The sequence below is a fragment of the Arthrobacter sp. CAN_A212 genome, assembly GCF_015752345.1.
Lineage (GTDB): Bacteria > Actinomycetota > Actinomycetes > Actinomycetales > Micrococcaceae > Arthrobacter_D.
Window position 1 is genome coordinate 1 of record NZ_JADOUT010000020.1, and the last position, 23142, is coordinate 23142.

At 65.8% G+C, this 23142-nt stretch carries 21 protein-coding genes and 1 rRNA gene; 17 read left to right on the plus strand and 5 right to left on the minus strand.

Features of this window, described 5'->3' with window-relative positions; translation table 11 throughout:
* Nucleotides 1–217 precede the first annotated feature (217 nt).
* Nucleotides 218–334 (plus strand): 5S ribosomal RNA (rrf, locus tag IWX64_RS13670).
* Between the two features lie 131 nt (nucleotides 335–465).
* On the opposite strand, the gene IWX64_RS13675 is transcribed toward rrf, so the two are convergent.
* Entirely contained in the window at nucleotides 466–1755 is a 1290-nt protein-coding gene (locus IWX64_RS13675; protein WP_196867684.1) for an ISL3 family transposase, read from the minus strand.
* A gap of 434 nt (nucleotides 1756–2189) precedes the next feature.
* On the opposite strand from IWX64_RS13675, the gene IWX64_RS17105 reads away from it, so the two are divergent.
* The 12 genes from IWX64_RS17105 to IWX64_RS13735 all read left to right on the plus strand — a co-directional run bounded on the left by IWX64_RS17105 (nucleotide 2190) and on the right by IWX64_RS13735 (nucleotide 13963).
* A complete protein-coding gene (locus tag IWX64_RS17105; protein ID WP_334683308.1) occupies nucleotides 2190–3506 on the plus strand; it encodes a tetratricopeptide repeat protein in 1317 nt (438 codons plus the stop codon).
* Nucleotides 3499–4518 carry an HAD-IIA family hydrolase gene (locus IWX64_RS13685; RefSeq protein ID WP_196867685.1) on the plus strand — a complete coding sequence of 340 codons (1020 nt, stop codon included), beginning with the start codon at nucleotides 3499–3501 and terminating at the stop codon, nucleotides 4516–4518. Before IWX64_RS17105 ends, IWX64_RS13685 begins: the two co-directional genes overlap by 8 nt.
* Nucleotides 4515–4712: a hypothetical protein gene (locus tag IWX64_RS13690; RefSeq protein WP_196867686.1), complete on the plus strand. Its 198-nt coding sequence runs from the start codon at nucleotides 4515–4517 to the stop codon at nucleotides 4710–4712. The genes IWX64_RS13685 and IWX64_RS13690 overlap by 4 nt, the downstream gene beginning before the upstream one ends.
* Complete coding sequence (locus IWX64_RS13695; protein WP_196867687.1) at nucleotides 4699–5571, plus strand: TlyA family RNA methyltransferase; 873 nt, start codon at nucleotides 4699–4701, stop codon at nucleotides 5569–5571. The genes IWX64_RS13690 and IWX64_RS13695 overlap by 14 nt, the downstream gene beginning before the upstream one ends.
* Nucleotides 5568–6491 carry an NAD kinase gene (locus IWX64_RS13700; protein WP_196867688.1) on the plus strand — a complete coding sequence of 308 codons (924 nt, stop codon included), beginning with the start codon at nucleotides 5568–5570 and terminating at the stop codon, nucleotides 6489–6491. Before IWX64_RS13695 ends, IWX64_RS13700 begins: the two co-directional genes overlap by 4 nt.
* A complete protein-coding gene (gene recN, locus IWX64_RS13705) occupies nucleotides 6492–8219 on the plus strand; it encodes a DNA repair protein RecN (protein ID WP_196867689.1) in 1728 nt (575 codons plus the stop codon).
* Nucleotides 8213–9916, plus strand: coding sequence for a CTP synthase (locus IWX64_RS13710; protein WP_334683309.1), 1704 nt, complete (start codon nucleotides 8213–8215; stop codon nucleotides 9914–9916). The genes recN and IWX64_RS13710 overlap by 7 nt, the downstream gene beginning before the upstream one ends.
* A 2-nt stretch (nucleotides 9917–9918) precedes the next feature.
* Complete coding sequence (locus tag IWX64_RS13715) at nucleotides 9919–10611, plus strand: NUDIX domain-containing protein (RefSeq protein ID WP_196867691.1); 693 nt, start codon at nucleotides 9919–9921, stop codon at nucleotides 10609–10611.
* On the plus strand, nucleotides 10608–11582 hold the full coding sequence (xerD, locus tag IWX64_RS13720) for a site-specific tyrosine recombinase XerD (RefSeq protein WP_196867692.1): 975 nt from the start codon (nucleotides 10608–10610) through the stop codon (nucleotides 11580–11582). Before IWX64_RS13715 ends, xerD begins: the two co-directional genes overlap by 4 nt.
* A 94-nt stretch (nucleotides 11583–11676) precedes the next feature.
* The gene (locus IWX64_RS13725; RefSeq protein ID WP_334683310.1) at nucleotides 11677–12183 is read left to right on the plus strand and encodes an RNA polymerase sigma factor; all 507 of its coding nucleotides are present in this window, start codon (nucleotides 11677–11679) and stop codon (nucleotides 12181–12183) included.
* A gap of 1 nt (nucleotide 12184) precedes the next feature.
* Nucleotides 12185–13417 (plus strand): hypothetical protein, encoded by a 1233-nt coding sequence (locus IWX64_RS13730; RefSeq protein WP_196867694.1) that lies wholly within the window; start codon nucleotides 12185–12187, stop codon nucleotides 13415–13417.
* Nucleotides 13418–13486: 69 nt separating this feature from the next.
* Nucleotides 13487–13963: an 8-oxo-dGTP diphosphatase gene (locus IWX64_RS13735; RefSeq protein WP_196867695.1), complete on the plus strand. Its 477-nt coding sequence runs from the start codon at nucleotides 13487–13489 to the stop codon at nucleotides 13961–13963.
* Between the two features lie 75 nt (nucleotides 13964–14038).
* Here the strand turns inward: IWX64_RS13735 and IWX64_RS13740 are convergent, their stop codons facing one another.
* The 4 genes from IWX64_RS13740 to IWX64_RS13755 are packed head-to-tail and all read right to left on the minus strand — an operon-like array spanning nucleotide 14039 to nucleotide 18349.
* The gene (locus IWX64_RS13740) at nucleotides 14039–15187 is read right to left on the minus strand and encodes a bifunctional 2-methylcitrate synthase/citrate synthase (RefSeq protein WP_196867696.1); all 1149 of its coding nucleotides are present in this window, start codon (nucleotides 15185–15187) and stop codon (nucleotides 14039–14041) included.
* Nucleotides 15184–16137 carry a methylisocitrate lyase gene (gene prpB / locus IWX64_RS13745; RefSeq protein WP_196867697.1) on the minus strand — a complete coding sequence of 318 codons (954 nt, stop codon included), beginning with the start codon at nucleotides 16135–16137 and terminating at the stop codon, nucleotides 15184–15186. Before prpB ends, IWX64_RS13740 begins: the two co-directional genes overlap by 4 nt.
* Nucleotides 16138–17673 (minus strand): MmgE/PrpD family protein, encoded by a 1536-nt coding sequence (locus tag IWX64_RS13750; protein ID WP_196867698.1) that lies wholly within the window; start codon nucleotides 17671–17673, stop codon nucleotides 16138–16140.
* A complete protein-coding gene (locus tag IWX64_RS13755) occupies nucleotides 17666–18349 on the minus strand; it encodes a GntR family transcriptional regulator (RefSeq protein WP_196867699.1) in 684 nt (227 codons plus the stop codon). The genes IWX64_RS13750 and IWX64_RS13755 overlap by 8 nt, the downstream gene beginning before the upstream one ends.
* A 257-nt stretch (nucleotides 18350–18606) precedes the next feature.
* Here IWX64_RS13755 and IWX64_RS13760 point away from each other — a divergent pair, with 257 nt between their 5' ends.
* The 4 genes from IWX64_RS13760 to scpB all read left to right on the plus strand — a co-directional run bounded on the left by IWX64_RS13760 (nucleotide 18607) and on the right by scpB (nucleotide 23140).
* Nucleotides 18607–20586, plus strand: a complete 1980-nt coding sequence (locus IWX64_RS13760) for an AMP-binding protein (RefSeq protein ID WP_196867700.1) — start codon at nucleotides 18607–18609, stop codon at nucleotides 20584–20586.
* A 137-nt stretch (nucleotides 20587–20723) separates the two neighbouring features.
* Nucleotides 20724–21602, plus strand: coding sequence for a ParA family protein (locus IWX64_RS13765; protein WP_171585444.1), 879 nt, complete (start codon nucleotides 20724–20726; stop codon nucleotides 21600–21602).
* A 30-nt stretch (nucleotides 21603–21632) separates the two neighbouring features.
* Complete coding sequence (locus IWX64_RS13770) at nucleotides 21633–22493, plus strand: segregation and condensation protein A (RefSeq protein ID WP_196867701.1); 861 nt, start codon at nucleotides 21633–21635, stop codon at nucleotides 22491–22493.
* Nucleotides 22490–23140, plus strand: coding sequence for an SMC-Scp complex subunit ScpB (gene scpB, locus IWX64_RS13775; RefSeq protein WP_196867702.1), 651 nt, complete (start codon nucleotides 22490–22492; stop codon nucleotides 23138–23140). Before IWX64_RS13770 ends, scpB begins: the two co-directional genes overlap by 4 nt.
* Nucleotides 23141–23142 lie beyond the last annotated feature (2 nt).

A 23142-nucleotide genomic window follows, 5' to 3' on the forward strand; every position in this document is an offset into this window, starting at 1 on the left:
CACACCACCCGTGAACGGCATCAAAAGACGTTCACACCCCGGATGGTGTAAAAGATATGCTGCTTTCGTCCACTATGCGGTTCCCAACCAACAACGGAACCAACCACAACTACATAAACAAACAAGTTTGTTCACAGTTGTAACCACAAACTTCCCACCCCCAAAAGGTGTAGTCCACACCAGGACCAACCACACCAGGGGGAACGGGTAAAAGGGTTACGGCGGTCACAGCGTGGGGGAAACGCCCGGTCCCATTCCGAACCCGGAAGCTAAGACCCACAGCGCCGATGGTACTGCACCCGAGAGAGTGTGGGAGAGTAGGACGCCGCCGGACAACCATTAGACGAAAGGCCCCACCCCACGGTGGGGCCTTCCGCACTTAACCACCCCCACCCGCCACAAGCACTCAGCCGGCACTTAGCGGCTCTTCGCGTTTCGTGGTGAATTCCGCTGCTGAGGAGATGTTCAGGCCGCTGTTCTAGCGGCGCTTCTCAATAGGATACGGGTTTTGTAGTTGGAGTTGTTCACGAATCCCCGTCCGGTCCTTTTGATGTTCTTGATCGCGGTGTTGTTGGCCTCGACTTTCGCGGTGGTGGCGCCGGTGACGATGAGGACTTCGATCTCGTTCCACCACCGGCAGACCGTGCGGTAGAGCCTTCTGGCCTCGGGCTGGCCTGCCCGGTCGACCAGTCTTGCGAGCTCGGTCTTCGCCGCGGTGGCCTCAGCGATCGACCCAGTGTGCAGCAGTGTCCGGAGCTGTTCCTTCACCTCCCAGACGGCCTGCAGACCGCCGGTGGGATCATCAACGCAGAAGACCACCTCGAGACGGTTCCGGGCCCGGTCCGAGAGCCGTTCCGCGCCCTTCAGCAGCAGTCTCCTGTTTGCCCACACCGGGTCGGTAGCGCGCCCGCGTCGGCCCTTGGCTTCCTGGCAGAGGCGTTGGCGGACCTCGGTGACCATGGCGTTCGCGAGCATGCCCAGGTGGAACGCGTCGACGCTGACAGCGGTGCGGGGCAACCACATCCGTAGCGCTTTGCGGAACGCCGCTGACGGGTCAATGGCAACGACCTGGACGCCGAGCCGCCAACCCAGTGGGCGGGCCTTGAGCCAATCCCCAACACCGGTGCTGTCGCGTCCGTCGACGACGCCCAGGACCTGCCCGGTGTCCAAATCGACGAGGGTGGACATCCACGGTTCGTACCGGGTCCAGGCTTTCGTGGCGGGGTCCTGGAAGAACCGCACGGACCGGAACCGGTGCTCATCAATACCGAGCCTGACCGGTGCCATGGTGTCCACGTCAGGTAATTTCACCACCGCGGAATCCAGGGCCCGCTGGACCAGCCACCAGGACACACCGAACGCAGTGGCGGTCTCCGACGCGGCACGCCCGGACCCGATCACCGCATCGGTCAGGGCCTCCCGCAGCCTCGCCGTGGACCGCGAGTATGCAGGCACCTGCGGGGTCGTTTCAGCGAAGGTCTTCCGGGCGCATTCGGTCTCGTCGCAGAAGAACCGGCGTTTGGACCAGATGACCTCCACCGGGCCGGCGATCCGGATGTCACGAATCCGCTGGAACCGGCGCGAGTGCCGGCGGGCACTGATCACCCCGCAGGCCCGGCAGCCAGCTTCCAGGACTGACTCGACCCGGATTCTGCGCCGCCCGCAGGCAAGGACCTCCGCGCTAGTTACCCGGTAACCGGGAAGGTTGAAAACAGTAGTGGCAGCGTCAGGGCGCTGAGCAGTAGGCTCGATCAAGGCTCGTGGTTCCTGTCAGTGATGAATGCGTCAAGAACATCCATCCCAGCAGGGCCACGAGCCCTTATGCGCTTACGACACGAACCCGACTTTCACCACGAACCACGGAGAGCCCACTTAGCCCGCTGCCCCTACAATGGGTAGGAAAGTAATCGGCTTCGCTCAGCGAAGCCCGCCACCAGATATAGATTCATAGAGAGACCGAACGGACGCTGCAGATCTGCAGGTTTGTTTGATATGAGAGGAACCGCGTAGCCATGGCCGACCAAGACCGCAATCAGGGGGCGGACCGGGCAGATCGCCGGCCCGATCGAACAGGTACGCAGGGTGGCCGGTCGTTTGGCAAGCAGAGCGATGCTCCCCGAGGGTCCGGGTCCCGCGATGACCGGTCCGCAGGGTATCGAGGCGCCCGTCCCACCACCGGTGGAACAGGCGTGCCACGGGATAGTCAGCGCGATGGCCAACGCGGCGGATCCTCGACCGGCGGCAGAAGCGCCGGCGGGTTCTCTGCGGGACGCGGTGCGGGCGCGACGCGCGGCCCCCGCGACGAAAACAGGGGCGGATCCGAACGCACCGAAACCGGGAAACGTTCGTTCAATGCCCGGGACCTGCGCAGCGCCAACCGGCCTGACCGTGAGCGGTCCCCGAACATTGACGAGGATGTCACCGGTGCCGAACTTGACCGGGTCACCCGGGCGCAGATCCGCAACCTTGAAGAGAAAAGCGCGGAATGGGTGGCACGCCACCTGGTGATGGCCGGCCGCCTCCTGGAGGACGAACCCGAACTGGCCTTCCAGCATGCACTTGCCGCCAGCCGTCGCGGAGGCCGGCTCGCCGTCGTCCGCGAGGCAGTGGGGCTGACTGCCTATGCCGCGGGACACTATGGGGAAGCTCTCCGCGAGTTCCGTACTTACCGCCGCATCAGCGGCTCCAACGATCACCTGCCCGTCATGGCCGACTGCGAACGCGGCCTCGGACGGCCCGACCGTGCATTGGATCTGGCGCGCTCTGAAGAAGCCGAGGGGCTCAGCTCGGCTGGCAAGGCGGAGCTCGCCATGGTGGTATCCGGGGCGCGCACTGACCTTGGGCAGTTCGACGCTGCCGTCGGAGCGCTCGAAATCAGTCAGCTCGACCGCAACCGTGCCTTCAGCTACAGCCCCCGTCTCTTCCGCGCCTACGCCGAAGCGCTGGCTGCCGTCGGACGGACTGCCGAGGCCGATCAGTGGCGTCGTCAGGCAGGCATTGCCGACAGTGCCCTGGGCCTCGGAGACTTCGCCGAACCGGACATCTTCGACCTTGCTGGCGACGACGAAGAGATTCCTGACGCCTCCGCGGCCAAACGGCGGGTTGCCTCCGCGCCGGCCAGCAGTCCCGGCAACGCGCCGCTGACAGAACGGCAGGCCGGGCAGGCAGTGGATTACGACACTGACTCTGACGATGACCCGGATGATGCAGCTGATTCAAACGAGCTGCCCACAGTGGTCTCCAGCGATGACGACATGCCGGCGGAAGGCTCAGAGCCCGCACCGGGCGGGGGAGAGGGCGCCGAAGAGACACCGGGTGAGGACGCGCCACGCGCACCGGTCACCTGGCGATCGCTGAACAGGCCGGCCCCGGTTCGGGCACGGACCCAACCCACCGAGGTCGAGCAGCATTCCACCACGGGAGACGATGCAGTGGTCCCTGCCGGTGATTCAGCCACGGCTCCCGCTGACGACGACGAGCAGGACACCGAAGGGAACCATGACTGAGGCTTCACTGATCTCTTCCTACGACGCGCTGCTGGCCGACCTGGATGGTGTGGTGTACGCGGGTCCCCACGCCATTCCTGGAGCGGTGGAGTCGTTGGAACGTCTGGCGGGTGCCGGCGTCGCCCTGGCGTACATCACCAACAACGCGTCCCGCTCGTCTGAGCAGGTGGCCGCTCACCTGCGTGAGCTCGGGGCCCCGGCGACCGCAGGCCAGGTGTTCGGGTCCGCCCTTGCCGGGGCCGAGCTGCTGGCCACGCTGGTACCCGAGGGATCGACAGTCCTGGTGACCGGCAGCCAGACCCTCATTGATCAGGTTGCTGCCCAGGGAATGGTCCCGGTGACCTCGGCTGAGCCCACCCCCGCGGCAGTGATCCAGGGCTTCGACCCGGGGCTTGCCTGGAAGGATCTCGCCGAAACCGCCTACGCGGTGGCTGGCGGTGCGGTCTGGGTAGCCACTAACACCGATCTGTCCATCCCGCAGGCCCGCGGCATCGCCCCCGGAAACGGGTCGCTCGTCGCGGCAGTCACCGCCGCGACCGGCGAGACTCCCGTCGTGGCAGGCAAGCCCGAAGCGCCGCTGTTCACCACTGCGGCGAAGCACCTTGGGGTGAGCCGGCCGCTGGTGGTGGGAGACCGCCTCGACACCGACATCCTGGGCGGCAACCGGGCCCGCATGGACACCGCGTTGGTGCTCACCGGCGTCGACACCCCGAGGACGGCGTTGGCCGCGGTCACCGACGAACGCCCCCGGTTCCTCCTGGCCAGCCTGGCTGACCTTTACGAACCGTACCCGGACATTACCGTGGTTGACGGGGTGCACAGCTGCGGCACGGCGTCAGCCTGGGTGGAGCGCGGGGTGCTCCACTTGAGGGGGCAAAGCGAGAGCCTTGAGACGTGGCGGGCGGCCTGCAGCGCCTGGTGGAGTGCCAACCCGGACATCACCACCGCCGCGCAGCCCGAACTCGTGATGTCCGACGGTCCCCGGGTGCTCGCCGAAGATACCCATCGATGAACGACGACGATGCCCCGGTGTTCCCACCCGCGCCGGATCCCACCGGTGACAGTAGCGTTGATGCCCTGACCGGTCGGCTGACCGCCCTCCACGATCTTCCGGTCGACGAACACAACGCGCTCTACACAGGCCTGCACAACGATCTGCTGGGCGAGCTCAACGCCGATCCCGCCGAGGACCATGACACGCCTTGACCAGGCCCTCGTGGTGCGGGGTCTCGCCCGTTCCCGGTCTCAGGCCTCCCAGCTGATCGCTGCCGGGCGGGTCCGCCGCGACGGCGTCGTCCAGGCGAAGGCAGCCGCCAAAGTCGCGGAGACCGAGCACCTGACCGTCGACACCGGCGGGGCCCCCGACTTCGTCAGCCGGGCCGGGGTGAAGCTCGACGGCGCCCTGCGCGCGTTCAGCTCGATCCAGGTGGAGGGGAAGCAGTGCCTGGACGCGGGCGCCTCGACCGGAGGGTTCACCGAGGTGCTCCTGCGCGCGGGGGCGGCGCGCGTTGCCGCCGTCGACGTCGGGCACGGGCAGCTGGTCGACGAGCTACGCCGGGACCCTCGGGTCAAAGTGGTCGAAGGTCTCAACGTGCGCCAGCTGGAGCCCGAGGCCATCGGAGGGCGCGCCGAGCTGACGGTGGCCGACCTGTCCTTCATCTCCCTCACCCTGGTGCTCTTGCCACTGGCACGTGCCACGCGGCCGGGTGGGGACATGGTCCTGCTCATCAAACCCCAGTTCGAGGTGGGCAAGGGGAAGCTCAACTCCTCGGGCGTGGTCGCCTCCGAGGAGGAGCGGCGGCGGGCAGTTGGCCTGGTCGTCCGCCACGCGTTGGGGCTGGGGCTCACCGTTGCGGGTCTGATTCGCAGTCCGCTGCCGGGCCAGGACGGAAATGTTGAGTTCTTTGTGTGGATAACCGTGCCCACGGGACCGTTGGTGCCTAGGATCGAGGAGGAGCAAGATCTCCTGACCTTGCAGGTGCTGGACTCCAGCACTGGATTGACCGATGCCCGGCTAGTTACCGGCACGCCACACGGCGCACTGGATACGACGGAGCCTCAATGACACGACGGATACTGGTTCTCGCCCACACCGGGCGACGGGACGCAATGACTGCTGCTCAGGAGGCCTGCACGCAGCTGCACCATGCCGGGCTGATCCCCGTCATGCGGGTCGAGGAACTCAAGGACATCCAGGACGAGTACGGGGTGCTGGCCGCCCCGACCGAGACGCTGGGGGTCGACGTCGGGCTGGAGGGCATCGAGCTGGGGATGGTGCTCGGCGGTGACGGCACTATCCTGCGCGCCGCGGAGCTGGTCCGCGGATCCGAAGTCCCACTGCTGGGGGTCAACCTGGGCCATGTCGGGTTCCTCGCCGAAAGCGAGCGGGCCGACCTGACGGAGACCGTGCGGCGCGTCGTCGACCGGGATTACACCGTCGAAGAGCGCATGACGATCGACGTCCAGGTCTGGCAGGGCGACGTCCTCGTCTCCCAGACGTGGGCGCTCAACGAGGCGGCGGTCGAGAAGGCCAGCCGTGAACGGATGATCGAGGTGGTGATGGAGGTCGATGGCCGTCCCGTCAGCTCGTTCGGCTGTGACGGGGTGGTCATGGCAACCCCCACCGGGTCCACGGCGTACGCGTTCTCATCCGGTGGTCCGGTGGTCTGGCCCGAGCTGGAGGCCCTCCTGATGGTGCCGATCAGCGCCCACGCGCTGTTCACCAAGCCGCTGGTCATCGCCCCGACCTCGGTGCTGGCAGTGGAAATCCTGACCCGCACCGACGCTGCCGGTGTCCTGTGGTGCGACGGCCGGCGTACGGTCAATCTGCCGCCAGGAGCGCGGGTGGAGGTCCGCCGCTGCGGCACCCCGGTCCGGCTGGCACGGACCCTGCTGTCCCCGTTTTCCGAACGCCTGGTCAATAAGTTTTCGCTCCCCACGCAGGGCTGGCGAGGCCCTGCCAGCCACGCAGGAGGCACGAGCTAGATGATCGAAGAAATCCGTATCCGCGACCTGGGCGTCATCACCGATGCCACCCTCCACCTCTCCGGTGGGTTCACCGTGGTGACCGGCGAAACCGGTGCCGGCAAAACCATGGTGGTCACCGCCCTGGGCCTGCTGCTCGGTGCCCGCGCCGACGCCGGCGCAGTGCGCCTCGGGGCGAAGGCAGCGTCAGCCGAGGCGGTCCTCAGGATTGCCCCGCAGAGCACCGCTGCGCTGCGGGCTGCGGAAGCCGGCGGCGAACTGGAGGAATCAGACGGGTCAGCCGAACTCATCGTCGCGCGGACGGTCAACGGCGAGGGGCGCAGCCGCGCCTACGTCGGCGGCAGGTCCGCCCCCGCGGGGGTCCTCGCGGAACTCGGTGCCGCCCTCGTGGTGGTGCACGGCCAGTCGGACCAGCTGCGCCTCAAGACCGCGACCGCCCAGCGCGAAGCACTCGACAAGTTCGCCGGGCCAGCTCTCTCCACGGCGCTGACCCGGTACCAGGAAAGCTACCGTCGCCTTCAGGAGGCGGTTGCCGAGCTGGACCGGCTGCGCACCGACTCGCGGGAGCGGCTCCGCGAGGCCGAGTCGCTGCAGGCAGCACTCGAAGAGATCGAAGCCCTGGCGCCCCAACCCGGTGAGGACGAGAACCTCAAGGCGGAGTCCATGCGGCTGGGAAACGTCGAGGAGCTCCGCACTGCGGCGTACAAGGCCCACCAGGCACTCGTGTCGGGGGAATTCGCCGACGACCAGGACGCCACGGTGCTAGTTGACGCCGCCAAACGCCAACTCGAATCGGCGGGGGACCATGACCCGGCGCTGGCCGCACTGGCCGGCCGGCTCGCCGAGGTGGGCTACATCCTCACCGACATTTCCACTGAACTCTCCGGATACAGTGCGTCCCTCGACAGCGACGGGCCGGGTCGGCTCGCCGAGGTCGAATCCCGGCGGGCTGAACTGGCCGTCCTGGTCCGCAAATACGCCCCCAGCATCGATGAGGTTCTGGAGTGGGCCGAGGCTGGGCAGCTCCGGCTCGGCGAACTCGGGGACGATTCCACCCGCATCGAAGCCCTCACCGCGGAGATCGACATCCTCGAGGAGAAGGTTGCGGGGCAGGCCGCGGAGCTCACCGTTCTGCGCACCAGTGCGGCAGCCACCCTTGCTGAACGGGTCACCGACGAACTGTCAGCCCTCGCGATGGCCGCCGCCAGCCTGGTCATCGAGGTGACGCCCGGTGAGCGGAGCCTGTTCGGCGCCGATTCACTTGCCTTCCTCCTGCAGCCGCACCCCGGCTCGCCGGCCCGACCGCTGGGCAAGGGTGCCTCAGGCGGTGAACTCTCACGCGTGATGCTCGCCATCGAAGTGGTGCTCGCCGCCGTCGACCCGGTTCCCACGTTCGTCTTCGACGAAGTGGATGCGGGAGTGGGCGGCAAGGCAGCGGTCGAAATCGGCCGGCGGCTGGCTATGCTCGCCGAACATGTGCAGGTGATTGTGGTCACCCACCTGCCCCAGGTGGCGGCGTTCGCATCCCAGCACATCCGGGTGACGAAAAACGTGTCGGCGACCGCCGCGGGGGACGGAGTCACCGCCAGTGACGTCGAAGTACTGCCCGAAGCCGAGCGGGTCCGTGAACTGGCACGGATGCTCGCGGGCCAGGAAGAGTCGGCCACCGCACAGGCACACGCCGAAGAACTGCTCGCAGACGCAGCGCGGACAGCGTCGAAGTGCTAGGCTCGAACTCCGTGGTGCAATCAACAAATTCCCGGTTCCAGAAGTCCGCCAAGACTACCAAGCACGTCTTCGTGACGGGCGGCGTAGCATCCTCCCTCGGGAAGGGACTGACGGCTTCAAGCCTCGGTCATCTTCTCCGTGCGCGTGGCCTCTCCGTCACAATGCAGAAGCTTGACCCGTACCTCAATGTGGACCCGGGCACCATGAATCCCTTCCAGCACGGCGAGGTCTTCGTGACCGACGACGGCGCCGAGACGGACCTCGACATCGGCCACTACGAGCGCTTCCTCGACGAGAGCCTCGACGGGTCAGCGAACGTCACCACCGGCCAGATCTACTCCACGGTCATTGCCAAGGAGCGCCGCGGCGAGTACCTCGGCGACACGGTGCAGGTCATTCCCCACATCACCGACGAGATCAAACGTCGGATGCGGCTGCCCTCCGAGCCCGTTGAGGCGAAGAAGGCCCCCGACGTCATCATCACCGAGATCGGTGGCACCGTCGGCGACATCGAATCACAGCCCTTCCTTGAGGCCGCACGGCAGGTGCGCCAGGACATTGGCCGCAACAACGTGTTCTTTCTGCACGTCTCCCTGGTGCCGTACATCGGCCCGTCCCAGGAACTGAAAACCAAGCCCACCCAGCACTCCGTGGCCATGCTGCGATCCATCGGTATCCAGCCGGACGCGATCGTCATCAGGTCGGACCGGGAGGTCCCGGATGCGATGCGGGAAAAGATCGGCCGGATGTGCGACGTCGATATTGACGCCGTCGTGAACGCCGCCGACGCCGCCAGCATCTACGACATTCCCAAGACCCTTCACGCCCAGGGACTCGACGCGTACATCGTCCAGGCCCTGGACCTGAAGTTCAAGGACGTCAACTGGACGAAGTGGAACAAACTGCTCGACGCGGTGCACCACCCCAAGCACACGGTTGAGATCGCACTGGTGGGTAAGTACATCGATCTCCCCGATGCCTACCTGTCGGTGACCGAGGCGCTGCGTGCCGGCGGTTTCGCCAACAAGTCCAAGGTCATCATCCGCTGGGTGCCCTCCGACGACTGCGACACCCCGGAAGGTGCCGCAAAGGCCCTCGACGGCGCCGACGCGATCTGCGTGCCGGGAGGCTTCGGCATCCGAGGCCTGGAAGGCAAGCTGGGCGCCCTGAAATACGCCCGCGAAAACTTGGTTCCCACCCTGGGGCTCTGCCTCGGCCTGCAGTGCATGGTCATCGAGTACGCCCGCAACGTGGTGGGCCTCGAAGGCGCGTCCTCCAGCGAGTTCGATCCTGACACCGAGTACCCGGTCATCGCCACGATGGCAGAACAGCTGCACATCGTCGACGGCGACGGCGACATGGGCGGCACCATGCGCCTCGGCCTGTGGGAAGCGAAGCTCGACGAAGGCTCGGTCGTGGCCCGCACCTACGGCAAGACCACCGTCAGCGAACGGCACCGTCATCGCTACGAGGTCAACAACGACTTCCGGGACAAGATCGCCGCCGCAGGAATGGTGTTCTCCGGGACCTCTCCCGATGGCAACCTGGTCGAGTTTGTTGAACTCCCCAAGGAAACCCACCCGTACTACGTTTCCACCCAGGCCCACCCGGAGCTCAGCTCACGGCCCACCCGGCCGCACCCGCTGTTCGCCGGTCTGGTCAAGGCCGCGCTGCTCCGCCGCGGAGTCAAGGCCTGACCATGGGCGATCCGTCGACCCGGCCCCTCGCCGACCAGCAAAGCCCCCGGCGGCTGCTGGACTCGTCGGTGGTCTATGAAGGACGGATCTGGAACGTCGTCAGTGACACGTTCTCCCTGGTCGACGACGAGGATCACGAACAGCTGGTTCGCGACTACATCGAGCATCCCGGCGCCGTCGCCGTGCTCGCGATGAACGACGCGGGCCAGGTGCTCCTGATCAACCAGTACCGGCACCCGGTGCGGATGACCCTGTGGGAGATCCCGGCCGGGCTACTGGACGTTCCCGGCGAGGACTTCGTGGCCGCTGCGGCCCGGGAACTCGCTGAGGAAGCCGATCTGGGTGCGGAGCAGTGGAACGTCCTCACCGACCTGTTCCTGTCACCCGGCTCGTCCAGCGAGGCGCTGCGCATCTATTTGGCCCGGGGCGTCACCGACATCCACCCCGACGCACGGCACGAACGGACCCATGAGGAAGCCGAGATTGAAATGGTGTGGGTGGACCTGGACGACGCCGTCGACGGTGTCCTGGCAGGCCGGATCCACAGCCCGTCGGCCATCGCGGCTGTCCTCGCCGCGGCGGCGGCCCGCAGCACCGGATACGACCGGTTGCGGCCTGCCGATGAACCGTGGCCGGAACATGCCAGCCAGCACCACACCTGGCCCAACGGATCGGTCCTGAAGAGCCGATCATGACGGCCCCTGCAACGCGCACCGCTGTCGATGAGCTGCGGGAGACCGGCCCCGGACGGCTGATGAGCGAATACCTCCAGCACATGGCCGTGGAGCGTGGCCTGTCGGTGAACACGCTCGCCGCGTACCGGCGTGACCTGCTGCGGTACCACCGGTTCCTCGTGGCCCGTGACATCAGCGAGGTGCAGCGGATCACCCGGCACGACATTTCGGCGTTCGCCCAGGCCATCTCCACGGGATCGGATGGCCTCGCCCCGCTGAGTCCACGCTCGGCTGCGCGTACCGTCGTCGCCGTCCGTGGCCTCCACCGGTTCTGGGCGCTCGAAGGGATCTGCGCGGCCGACCCCGCCCACGATGTGCACCCGCCCATCGCCGGGAAACGGCTCCCCAAGGCCATCTCGGTGGACGAGGTGACCCGGATCCTCGAGGCGGTCAATACCGATACTCCAGGCGGCCAGCGGGACCGGGCGCTACTGGAATTTCTGTACTCGACCGGGTCCCGGATCAGCGAGGCGGTGGGTCTCGACGTCGACGACGTATCGGTCGATGAGGCGCTGGAGGGTCCCGCCGTCGTGCGACTGTTCGGCAAGGGGTCCAAGGAGCGGATGGTCCCGCTGGGATCGTATGCGGCGAAGGCCATCGACTCGTACCTGGTGCGGGCCCGGCCGGCGCTCTCGGCAAACGGCAGGGGGAACCCGGCGCTGTTCCTGAACCTGCGGGGCGGGCGGCTCAGCCGGCAGAGTGCGTGGACCATCCTGAAGTCGGCGGCCGAGAAGGCGGGAGTTACCGGGGAGGTGTCGCCACACACCCTGCGGCACTCGTTCGCCACACACCTCTTGGAGGGCGGCGCCGACGTGCGCGTGGTCCAGGAGTTGCTGGGACACGCCTCGGTCACTACCACCCAGGTGTACACGCTGGTCACTGCGGATACACTTCGCGAGGTGTATGCTGCTGCGCATCCACGCGCACTCTGAACAGGCGGCAGTGTAACCGGGCCACTTTCGTAACCTTGGCGGGTTTGCTGGAAACTAAGGGTGCATGAACAGGTTACTCATCTTGGGGGGCCAAGTGTTGCAGCATGACGAAGGCGTTTTTGCCGCACTGCATAGGGAGCATCGCCCGCGCGTTTTCAACTACATCAACCGCCGGATCAACAGTCGCGAAGCGGCTGAAGAGCTGACCAACGATGTCTTCCGCGTCGCCTGGCAACGCAACCCGGATCCCGCGGAAGTGACCATCGCCTGGCTCCTGGCCGTGGCCCACCATCTGGTCGGTAATGAGTACCGACGCCGGGAGCGCTCCGAGATGCTCATGCAGCGGATCCGTGCCACCGCAGTGCTGGAATCGCGCACCGAACAGGGTGCCCAGCAGCAGACGGTGGCTGACGCCCTGCTGGGGTTGCGGGACAAGGAACGGGAGATCCTGCTCCTGGCGTACTGGGATGATCTGCCCGTGGCGGATATTGCCCAGGTTCTCGCCTGCAGTCCGTCCACTGCGAAAGTCCGCCTGCACCGGGCCCGCAAGGCGTTCGCCGCCCAGCTACCCTCCGCACTGATGGCTGAAGGGGCTGCCTGACATGGACCATATCGAAAACCTGATCCGGGGACTCGACCCGGTGCGCGCAGAGGGCAGGGCCCACCCTGAGGCTGGGACTGTTTCAGACCCAGGCACTGACCCGGTACAGGGTGCTGCTTCACGGGTCTTCAGCGATGACCAGGACGAGCGTGGCTCAACGGTGGTGTCTATGAAGCGGCGACGCCGGTGGACGGTAGTTGCAGGAGCCGCGGCGGCTGCCGCGGCAGTGGCAGCCGCCGTCGTCATCGGGGGAAATTTCGGCGCCAGCTCGCCTCTCCCGGCGGATGAACCGGAGCCGATAGCGACCGGCTTAGGCACTCCATCGGCTACACCGTCGGGCGAGCCCACCCCCACGACAACGGTAGCCGCCGGGTCGCCGCTCGCAACCTACACACCTGCTGGAGAGGGCTCGGACGCTGCGCTGCTGACCGGAAGGCTGGTTCTCGACGATGGCTGCCTCTACATCGAGGCTCCTGGTTCCCCGAGGGTCCTGCCCTACTTCCCGAACACGGACACCTCCTTTGCCGACGGGATGTTGTCCTTCTTCGGCACTGACTATGCACTGGGGCAGGAGATCGCGCTGGGGGGCGGTGGCTCTTCCGGTTCCATCCCCGTTGATGGAACCGACGGCTATTACACCCCCGAATCGTGTGAATCGGACAGCCAGTGGATCGTGTCACAGGTTCCCCCATCGGCTTTCGAGAAACCCTCCCCAGACCCCGCACCGGAACCGTACCTGGCCGCCGAAATGGGAATATCAGTGGTGGTGCCCGCCGACTGGGAGATTGTTGAGGGCGCCCAGGGGCTGGACATTCTGAGCCCCAGCGGGGAAGTGGTGTCGAACCTGCAACGCTCGGCCGAGGGTGGAATCGGCGGTGCCTGCCAGGAGCCCGCCGTACCCTGGCAAGAGGTCCGTTCGATTCCGGTCTCTATCGATACGGCCGCCGGGCCAGTCGACGCCAAGTTCGTGCTCCGCGTATTCACCGGTGAACGTTTGGTGGGGACCACCGCATTGGTGCTGGCGGACGACCCGACCTCCGGCGAAGGATGCATGCTCTACAACGTCATCTCCAACGGCGAGGTGGGCTTACTTTCCCTGACAAATAACTTCCAGCTCTCGCCCTCCGGGTCGGGTAGGGTCTTCGCATCCCTGGCCGACGCCGAGGCATACGCCGGGTCAGCGGAATTCGACGCCCTCGCAGCCATCGCGGACTCGATCGTCATTACCGACTAGCCGATCCATCCTCACACCCCTGCCGGGCACTCGGTTCGGTAGGGGATCGGGAGGCTACACTGGGGCCTGATGAAACCCCGCCACGTCGCACTGTGCTTCCTGTTCCGGACCACCGAGGCAGGGAGCGAAGTGCTGCTCGGGCTGAAGAAGTCCGGGTTTGGAGCCGGCAGGATCGTGACCCTGGGCGGTGGCGTGGAACCTGGGGAAACGGCAGCCCAGGCGGCGGTGCGCGAGGTCGCCGAAGAGTCGGGCGTCGTCGTCGATGTGGTCAACCTGACCCAGCTGGGCCGGGTACGCTGGCGCTTCCCCTCCCAGCCAGCAGCCGACATGGATGCGGAAATCTTCACCGCCGTCGAGTGGTCCGGCACTCCCGAGCCCACTGCCGAGGTGGAGCCCGCCTGGTACCCGGTCAACGATTTGCCGTGGGAGGGGATGTGGGAGGACGCGCAACACTGGCTGGGGTCGGTCATCGACGGCACAACGCTGGACGTCCTCGTCACCCTCAACCAGGACAACGAAACCGTGAGCAGCGCAGTCTTCGCCTGACCCGCCTGGTTCATCGGATAGACCAGGGTTACCCGATCGGGTCCCCCATCCAGGGGACCCGATCTGAAACCGGGGCTAGGGGACCTGGCGCTGCTCCGGGCCGTTGTAGGCACTGAGCGGGCGGATCAGGGAGTTTGAAGCGGTCTGCTCCATGATGTGGGCGGTCCACCCCGTGATCCGTGCGGCGATGAACAGGGGCGTGAACATCTCGGTGTCGAAACCCATCAGGTGATAGGTGGGGCCGGCCGGGTAGTCAAGGTTGGGCTTGATGCTCTTCGCCTCGTCCATCGCGGTTTCCAGCCCGCTGTACAAACCGAGCAGCTCCGGCCGACCAAAGTGCTCGACCATTGAGTCCAGCGCGGACTTCATCGTGGGAACCCTCGAGTCACCGTTCTTGTAGACCCGGTGGCCGAAGCCCATCACCTTCTTCTTCTGGGCGAGGGCATCCTCCATCCACGCCTTCGCGCGGGCGGCAGCCTCCTCGCGGGACTCGTCGGTGCGGATGCCGATCTCCTCGAACGTGTGCATGACGGCCTCGTTCGCCCCGCCGTGCAGCGGTCCCTTCAGGGCACCGATGGCACCCGTCACCGCCGAGTGGAGGTCAGCCAGGGTGGACGTGATGACCCGGGCGGTGAAGGTCGACGCGTTGAACGAGTGCTCCGCATAAAGCACCATCGACACGTTGAACGCGTTGACCACCTCGGGCGCTGCCTCCTCGCCGAAGGTCATCCAGAGGAAGTTGGCTGAATAGTCGAGATCGTCCCGTGGGGCCACAATGTCGTCACCATGGCGACGGCGCTGGTCGTAGGCGACCACGGCAGGGAACGCCGCGAACAGTTCCATCGCCTTTTCGAGGTTGGCCTCGGGGGAGGAATCCGATGCCTTGGGATGGTTTGCTCCGAGTACCGACACGGCGGTACGGGCAACGTCCATCGGGTGGCAGGTGGTGGACAGCAGGTCGATCGCGGCCTTGACGTTGTCGGCCAGCGCGCGGTGGCTGCGCTCGAATGCGGTGAACTCGGCGAGCTGGTCCTTCGTTGGCAGTTCGCCGTGCCACATCAGGTAGGCGACTTCCTCGAAGCTGCAGTTGGCAGCGAGTTCCTGCACCGGGTACCCGCGGTACAGCAGGGAGTTGGTGTCGGAGTTGACCATTGAGATAGCTGTGGTGTCGACCGTGACTCCGGCTAGCCCTTTGTAGATCTGCGTTTCTGTCGTTTCTGTCATGGTGACTCCTGTTCAACGGCGGAAGGGGCCTGCTGCGTCGTGTGCTCCGGTGAACCGGGCACCTGAAAATTGAAAACCGAGGTGTCAAAACGGTTGTAAGCCTCGTAGTCCACGAGCTCGTATAGCCGGGCCCGGGTCTGCATGGCACCGACGGCGCCCTGCTGGGTGCCGTCGGCCTTGATGATTTCCAGCGTACGCTCCGCCGCGCCCATTGCACTACGCAGCAAGGTCACCGGATAGATGACCATGTTGACGCCGGCCGAGGCGAGCTGGTCCAGGGTGAACAGCTCGCTCTTCCCGAACTCGGTCATGTTGGCGAGGATGGGGACGTCGACGGCCTCGCGGATGGCTTGGAATTCGGTCAGGTCCCGCATTGCCTCGGGGAAGATTGCGTCGGCGCCGGCGTCGACCAGGGCCTTCGCCCGGTCTTTGGCTGCGTCGAGGCTGTCGGTGCCGCGGATGTCGGTGCGGGCCATGATGAGGAAGTTCGGATCCCGGCGTGCGTCGGCTGCGGCCCGGATGCGCTTGGTCGCCGTGTCCAGGTCCACCACATTCTTGCCGTCCAGGTGGCCGCACCGTTTGGGGTTGAACTGGTCTTCGATGTGGCACCCCGCGAGCCCGGCGTTTTCCAGTTCCTGAATGCTGCGTGCAACATTCATGGGCTCGCCGAAGCCGGTGTCGGCGTCGACAATTGACGGCAGATCGGTCATCCGGGCGATCTGCCCGGCACGGGTGGCCACCTCGGTCAGGGTTGTCAGGCCGATATCGGGCAGGCCCAGATCATTGGCGAGGACCGCGCCGGAGATGTAGACGCCGTCGAACCCCTTGTCCTCGATCAGCCGCGCCGACAGTGGATTGAACGCACCGGGGAACTGCTGGATGCGTCCTGAGGCGAGCCCCTCCCGGAAGGCGATGCGCTTCTGCTCGGGGGTAGTCGATGAGTACAACATTTAGAACAGTCCCTTCGGGGCGGTGGCGGGGTTGATCACGCCGGGGGCGGCGACCAGGTTGAGCTGGTCCAGTTCGCCGGCAACCAGCTCGGGGAGACGCTCGACGACGGCGAGGAACCTGTCGATCTCGGCTTCGTCGACAATCCGGTGCCCGTCCTGGCCGGCGGCCAGGGTGCGGAGCTTGTTGATGTATTGCTCCCGGGCGAACGGGCGGGCACCCAGGGGGTGGGCGTCGGCGACGGCCAGCTCATCGGTGATGACCGTTCCATCGGTCAGGGTGATCTCCACCCGGCCGCCGAAGGCTTTCTCGCTGATGTCCAGGGAGTGGTAGCGCCGGGTCCACTCCGGGTCCTCGAGGGTGGTGACCTTGTGCCAGAGTGCCACGGTGTCGCTCCGGCCAGCCCGCTCGGGGGTGTAGGAGTCGACGTGGTGCCAGGAGCCGTCCTGCAGGGCCACCGTGAAGATATAGGGGATCGAGTGGTCGAGGGTTTCGCGGGAAGCGGTGGGATCGTATTTCTGCGGGTCGTTCGCCCCGGATCCGATGACGTTGTGGGTGTGGTGTGAGGTGTGGATGACGATCGACTGCACCAGCTCCGGGTCGGTGGCCCCGGGGTGCGCTGCGTTAAGTTTGCGGGCGAGGTCGATCAGGGCCTGCGCCTGGTACTCGGCGGAGTGCTCCTTGGTATAGGTGTCGAGGATGGCACGCTTCGGTTCGCCTGCGGCGGGCAGTGGCACCTCGTAGCGGCCGTCGGGGCCGTCCAGCAGCCACGCGATGAAGCCGTCTTCACCCTCGTAGATGGGGGTGGGGGAGGTCTGGCCGCGCATCGCCCGGTCCGCCGCCTCGACCGCCATCTTTCCGGCGAATGCTGGGGCGTGGGCCTTCCAGGTGGAGATCTCGCCCTTCCGGGACTGCCGGGTGGCGGTGGTGGTGTGCACGGCCTGACCGATGGACTGGAAGATGGTCTCGACGTCGAGATCCAGCAGGGTGCCGATGCCGGCGACGGCGGACGGGCCGAGGTGCGCTACGTGGTCGATCTTGTGCTTGTGGAGGCAGATGGCTTTGACCAGGTCCACCTGGATCTCGTAGCCGGTGGTGATGGCGCGCAGCAGGTCCCGTCCGGACCGGCCGGCGTGCTGGGCGACGGCGAGGATCGGCGGGATGTTGTCGCCCGGGTGCGAATAGTCTGCGGCCAGGAACGTGTCATGGTAATCCAGTTCGCGGACGGCGACGCCGTTGGCCCAGGCGGCCCACTCCGGGGAGGACTTTTCCTGGATCCCGAAGATGGTGGCGCCCGCACCGTGGGACGACGACGGGTGGCTGGTGGCCTGCGCACGCGCAGCTACCACCGGGGCACGGTTGAAGGAGGCAACCGCCACCGAGGCGTTGTCGATGATGCGGTTGATGACCATGTCGGCGACGTCGGCATCCACCTCCACCTGGTCGGCGGCGACCAGTGCCAACCGGTAGGCGAGCTGCCCCTCGCGGACCAGGTTTTCGTCGCTGCGGTGGGTACGGACCAGATGATGTTCAACCATTGAGGTGAGCCTTTCGGGGTGGGACGGTGCCGGCGTCGAAGCTGTGTTTCGAGGCCAGTAGATGGTCAAGACTGTTGTGGAGGTGGATGGTGGTGGCCGCGGCGGCCCGGTCGGGGTTGCCGCTGGCGATGGACCGGGCAATCTGGGCGTGTTCGGCGGCGGAAGCCAGCAACCGGTCGCTGTTGTCTTTCGCGAGCCTCCTGATCCGAACCAGTTGGGCACGCAGCTGGTTCTGGGCCTGGCGGAGGAACTGGTTGTCGGCGGCGTCGTCGACGGCGTCATCCAGGTCGGAAACCAGGGCGTAGTAGTCGCGTTGATCCGGGTCCTCCCCGGTGATGAGGTTTCCTGCGGTTTCGAAGCGGTCAGCGAGCGCGGTGAACACTCCCGGATCGCGGCGGTTCGCGGCCAGCTCGGCGGCCTTGCAATCCAGTGCCAGCCGGACGTCGAAAAGCTGGGTCATCTTCTCCAGCGAGATATCGGTGACAACGACGCCACGGCCGGTCTGCGCCGCGGTGAGCCCCTCTGCACCCAGCCGGGCGAGTGCCTCCCGCAGGGGTGTCCGGGAGACGCCAAGCCGGGCCGATTGCTCCACCTCGGCGAGCACGGTGCCGGGGACCAGCCGCCACTCGACAATGTCGGATTTCAGCGCAGCATACGCTCTGTCGCTGGCTCGCACTGATCCTCCTGTCGTCGTTGACGTGACCCTGGAAACTGCTACTCTGTCTAGCAAATGTATACACAGGGGCTCTGAAGTGCAAGATAAGCGGCCTTTCGCGGTGAGTAAATGATAGCTGTGTATACATGCCAATCGTCCGCCGAGTGGTGAGTTCTGAAGATTTTGAGGGCCCTGGATCATCCGAGCTCACGGTTCGGGTCAGGGGTGGCGGGCCTCAGTAGGATGACAGCACAACACATCGACGTGGAGGACACCGGATGAGCCAGGACTATCGCACGCTGCATCGCCAAAGCCTTGAGGCTCCGGACGTGTTCTGGCTTGACGCGGCGCGCGCCGTTGACTGGGTCCAGGAGCCCTCCACTGCGTTGGACAGCAGCGCGGCGCCGCTCCACCGCTGGTTTCCCGACGGCGAACTCAACACGTCCTACAATGCGCTGGACCGCCACGTGGAAGCGGGTCGTGGCGACAGTACCGCCCTGATCTACGATTCGGCGATGCTTGGTCTGGTGCGGCAGTACACCTATTCGGAGCTCCGCGATGAGGTAGCGTGCTTCGCCGGAGTGCTGCGCGCCCAGGGAGTGGCAAAGGGGGACCGGGTAGTGATCTACCTGCCCATGGTGCCCGAGGCGCTCATCGCGATGCTGGCCACCGCCCGGCTTGGCGCAATCCACTCAGTGGTTTTCGGTGGGTTTGCCGCGAAGGAACTCGCCTCCCGGATCCAGGACGCACGCCCCACGGTGGTGGTGACGGCGTCGGGTGGTCTGGAGCCGCGCGGGCCGATTGAGTACCTGCCAGCCGTCGACGAGGCACTGAGTCTGGGCGATCACCGGGTGGGTGCAGTGATCGTGAAGTCCCGGAAGGGGTTTGTCCACCAGGTGTCCGAATACGGTTCGGCGTCGGACGCCCATGGATCGGACACACTCGGATCGGACACGCGTGGATCGGACACAGCATGGCTGGACTGGGACACCGAACTTGCCACCGCCGAGCCCGCCGATCCGGTGCCTGTCCTCGCGACCGACCCGCTCTACATCCTGTACACGTCGGGCACCACAGGGTCGCCCAAGGGCGTGGTGCGGGACAACGGCGGCCACGCCGTGGCTCTGACCTGGTCGATCAGGAACATCTTCGGCATCGGCCCGGGAGATGTGATGCTGACGGCGTCCGACGTCGGGTGGGTGGTGGGCCACTCCTACATCGTCTACGCCCCGCTGCTCGCGGGTGCCACCACTGTGCTGTACGAGGGGAAACCGGTGGGCACCCCCGATGCGGGTGCGTTCTGGAGGTTGATCAACGACCACCGCATCAACGTCCTGTTCACAGCGCCCACCGCACTGCGTGCGGTCCGGAAGGTGGATCCGGACGCGGCCCTGCTCTCGGGCTATGACATCTCCAGCCTCCGGTTGCTGTTCTGCGCGGGGGAGCGGCTCGACATTGACACCTACCGCTGGGCAGGCAAGACGCTCGGTGTCCCCGTGATCGACAACTGGTGGCAGACCGAGACCGGCTGGCCCATCTGCGCCAATCCGCGGGGCATCCAGGAACTTCCCCTGAAACCGGGGTCACCGACCCTGCCGCAGCCGGGATACAACCTGGTGATTCTCGACGCCGGCGGGCAGGAAGTGCCCGTCGGGACGGAAGGCAACATCGCGTTGCGGCTCCCACTTCCGCCGGGAACGCTCCCCACGCTCTGGGGAAGTGACGAACGCTACATCAGCTCGTATCTCAGCGCGTTTGACGGCTTTTATGTCACCGGTGATTCCGGCTACGTCGACGACGATGGCTACGTCTTCGTGATGGGCCGCACCGACGACATCATCAACGTGGCCGGGCACCGGCTGTCCACCGGCGCCATCGAACAGGTGCTGGCGCAGCACCCTGCCGTCGCCGAGTGCGCGGTGATTGGCCTGGCGGATCCGCTGAAGGGCCAGCGCGCCAGCGGCTACGTGGTGCTGAAAGCGGGGGTGCACATTGATCCCGCCGCGCTGGAACAGGAACTGGTTGCCCTGGTGCGGACCCAGATCGGGCCGGTCGCCGACTTCAAGCAGGCCATGGTGGTGGACGGGTTACCGAAAACGCGCTCCGGGAAAATTCTTCGCAAGACCATGCGGCAGATGGCCTCCGGGGAGGATTACGTGGTGCCCTCCACCATCGAGGACCAGAGTGTGCTTGATGCCATGGAGCCGATCCTCCGGCCAGACGCGGCCCCCTCCGCCCCCACGAGTCCAGAAGGTTAGACCTCAGGTTGAAACTAAAGGCTCGCGGTCAGGTGCAACGGATTTCCCCGCGCGGATGCGGCACCGGTTGTAACGTTGAGGGCAGGTAAGAGGCAAAACTTTCAATAACGCGAATAAACGGAAGCGTGGATACATACGTGAGTAGCGAACAGGGTTCCACAACTCTGAAGGACGTCGAGATCGGGCCGACGGGCCGCCCGGTCACAGTGTTTCCCGAACCACCGGTCCTGTCCTCACACGGGCCGGCCCGTGTGATTGCGATGGTGAACCAGAAGGGTGGTGTCGGCAAGACCACTTCCACCATCAACCTGGGCGCAGCGCTCGCCGAAGCCGGACGCCGGGTACTCCTGGTCGATTTCGACCCGCAGGGCGCACTCTCAGCGGGTCTGGGCACCAACCCTCACGAGCTCGATGTGACCGTCTACAACGTACTGATGGACCGCAAGGTGCAGATCCAGGACGCGATCCAGACCACCGCGTTCGAAAATGTCGACCTGTTGCCCGCCAACATCGACCTGTCGGCCGCTGAGGTGCAGCTGGTCAACGAGGTGGCCCGTGAACAGGTACTGGATCGTGCCCTCCGGAAGGTGTCGGACGACTATGACGTCATCCTGATTGACTGCCAGCCCTCTCTGGGGCTCCTGACGGTCAATGCGCTCACCGCAGCGCACGGCGTGATCATCCCGCTGATCTGCGAATTCTTTGCACTGCGTGCGGTCGCCCTGCTGGTCGAAACGATCGAGAAGGTCCAGGACCGGTTGAACCCCCGCCTTCAGGTGGATGGCGTTCTGGCCACCATGTACGACGCTCGGACCCTGCACAGCCGCGAAGTCATCGCACGGCTGGTAGAGGCGTTCGGAGACAAGGTGTTCGAGACGGTCATTAAGCGCACCATCAAGTTCGCTGACGCCACGGTCGCGGCCGAACCCATCACGTCCTACGCGGCGAACCACTCGGGAGCCGACTCCTATCGCCGACTGGCGAAGGAACTGATCTCGCGCGGCGGCGCCCCCTAACGATGCAGCGCGCTGCGCAGCCCACCTCTCATGCATGACGTCCGTCCCGACGCGGCGGAGCCAACCGGTTTCACGGTCCGGCTGGAGAACTTCAACGGGCCGTTCGACCTGTTGCTGGGGCTCATCTCCAAGCATGAGCTGGACATCACCGAGATAGCCCTGGCGACGGTCACCGACGAGTTCATCGGCTACATCAGGGCGTTTCAGGGAACCGACGCGGATTTTTCGCTCGATGAAGCCAGCGAATTCCTGGTGATTGCTGCCACACTGCTGGATTTGAAGGCCGCCCGGCTCCTACCGGCCGGCGAGGTGGAGGACGACGAGGACGTCGCGCTGCTCGAAGCGCGGGATCTGCTGTTCGCCCGGCTGCTGCAGTACAAGGCTTTCAAGGAGATCGCCCGACAGCTGGGGGAGCGACTGGCCGAGGAAGGCAAACAGTTCCCACGGCAGGTGAGCCTTGAGCCCGCCTTCGCGTCGATGCTGCCTGAACTGACCTGGCGCACCACCCCGCAACAGTTCGCGAGACTCGCGGCCAAGGCGCTGGAGCCCCGTGAGCCTGCTCCCACTGAGGTGGGTATCGCCCACCTGCACGGCTCAACGGTCAGCGTCCGTGAACAGGCCGAGCTGTTGGGGATCCGGCTGCGGCGGGGGCACCCGCTCTCCTTCCGCCAGCTCACCCAGGACGCGGAGGACATGCTCACGGTGGTGGTCAGGTTCCTGGCGTTGCTGGAAATGTTCCGCGATGCCGTGATCTCCTTTGATCAGGGCGCACCGCTGGGGAACCTGACCGTGCGGTGGTCCGCCGACGTCGAGAACTGGTCACCGGCGTCGATCAGTGAGGAATACGACCAGCCAGCCCCCACCCCACCCGCACTGGAAGGACCGAGTTGAAAGACCACCAGCCAGACGTCGATGAACCCCTTTTTGACGCCTCGGGCGAGCCGGGTGGCCTCAAAGCCGCCCTCGAGGCGGTGCTGATGGTGGTCGACGAACCGGTCACTGCAACGCAGCTTGCCACCGCCCTGCTGGTGCCGGTCGACGAGGTGCGCGAGCTGCTGGTGGAACTGCAGCAGGAGTATGACGGCTATACTGGTCAGGGCCCGGAAGGGCACACCACCGAACCGGCGTCTTCACAGCCGCGTGGCTTCGAGCTACGCAGCGTCGCCGGAGGATGGCGGATTTTCTCGCGCAGCACGTTTGCGCCGGTAGTGGCGAAGTTCGTGCTCGAAGGACAAAGCGCCCGCCTGTCACAGGCAGCTTTGGAAACCCTCGCCGTCATCGCCTATCGGCAACCGGTGTCTCGGGCAAGAGTTTCGGGAATCCGCGGAGTGAACGTGGATTCGGTGGTACGCACCCTGGCGCTGCGCGGTTTGATCGCCGAAGCGGCAACCGATCCTGAAACAGGCGCAATCCTGTACGGAACAACCCAGTACTTTCTGGAAAGATTAGGGATAGGCAGCGTTGCCGACCTGCCGCAGCTTTCACCACATCTACCCGGGTTGGAAAACCTCGGTGACTTTGATGACACCACTTACTAAAT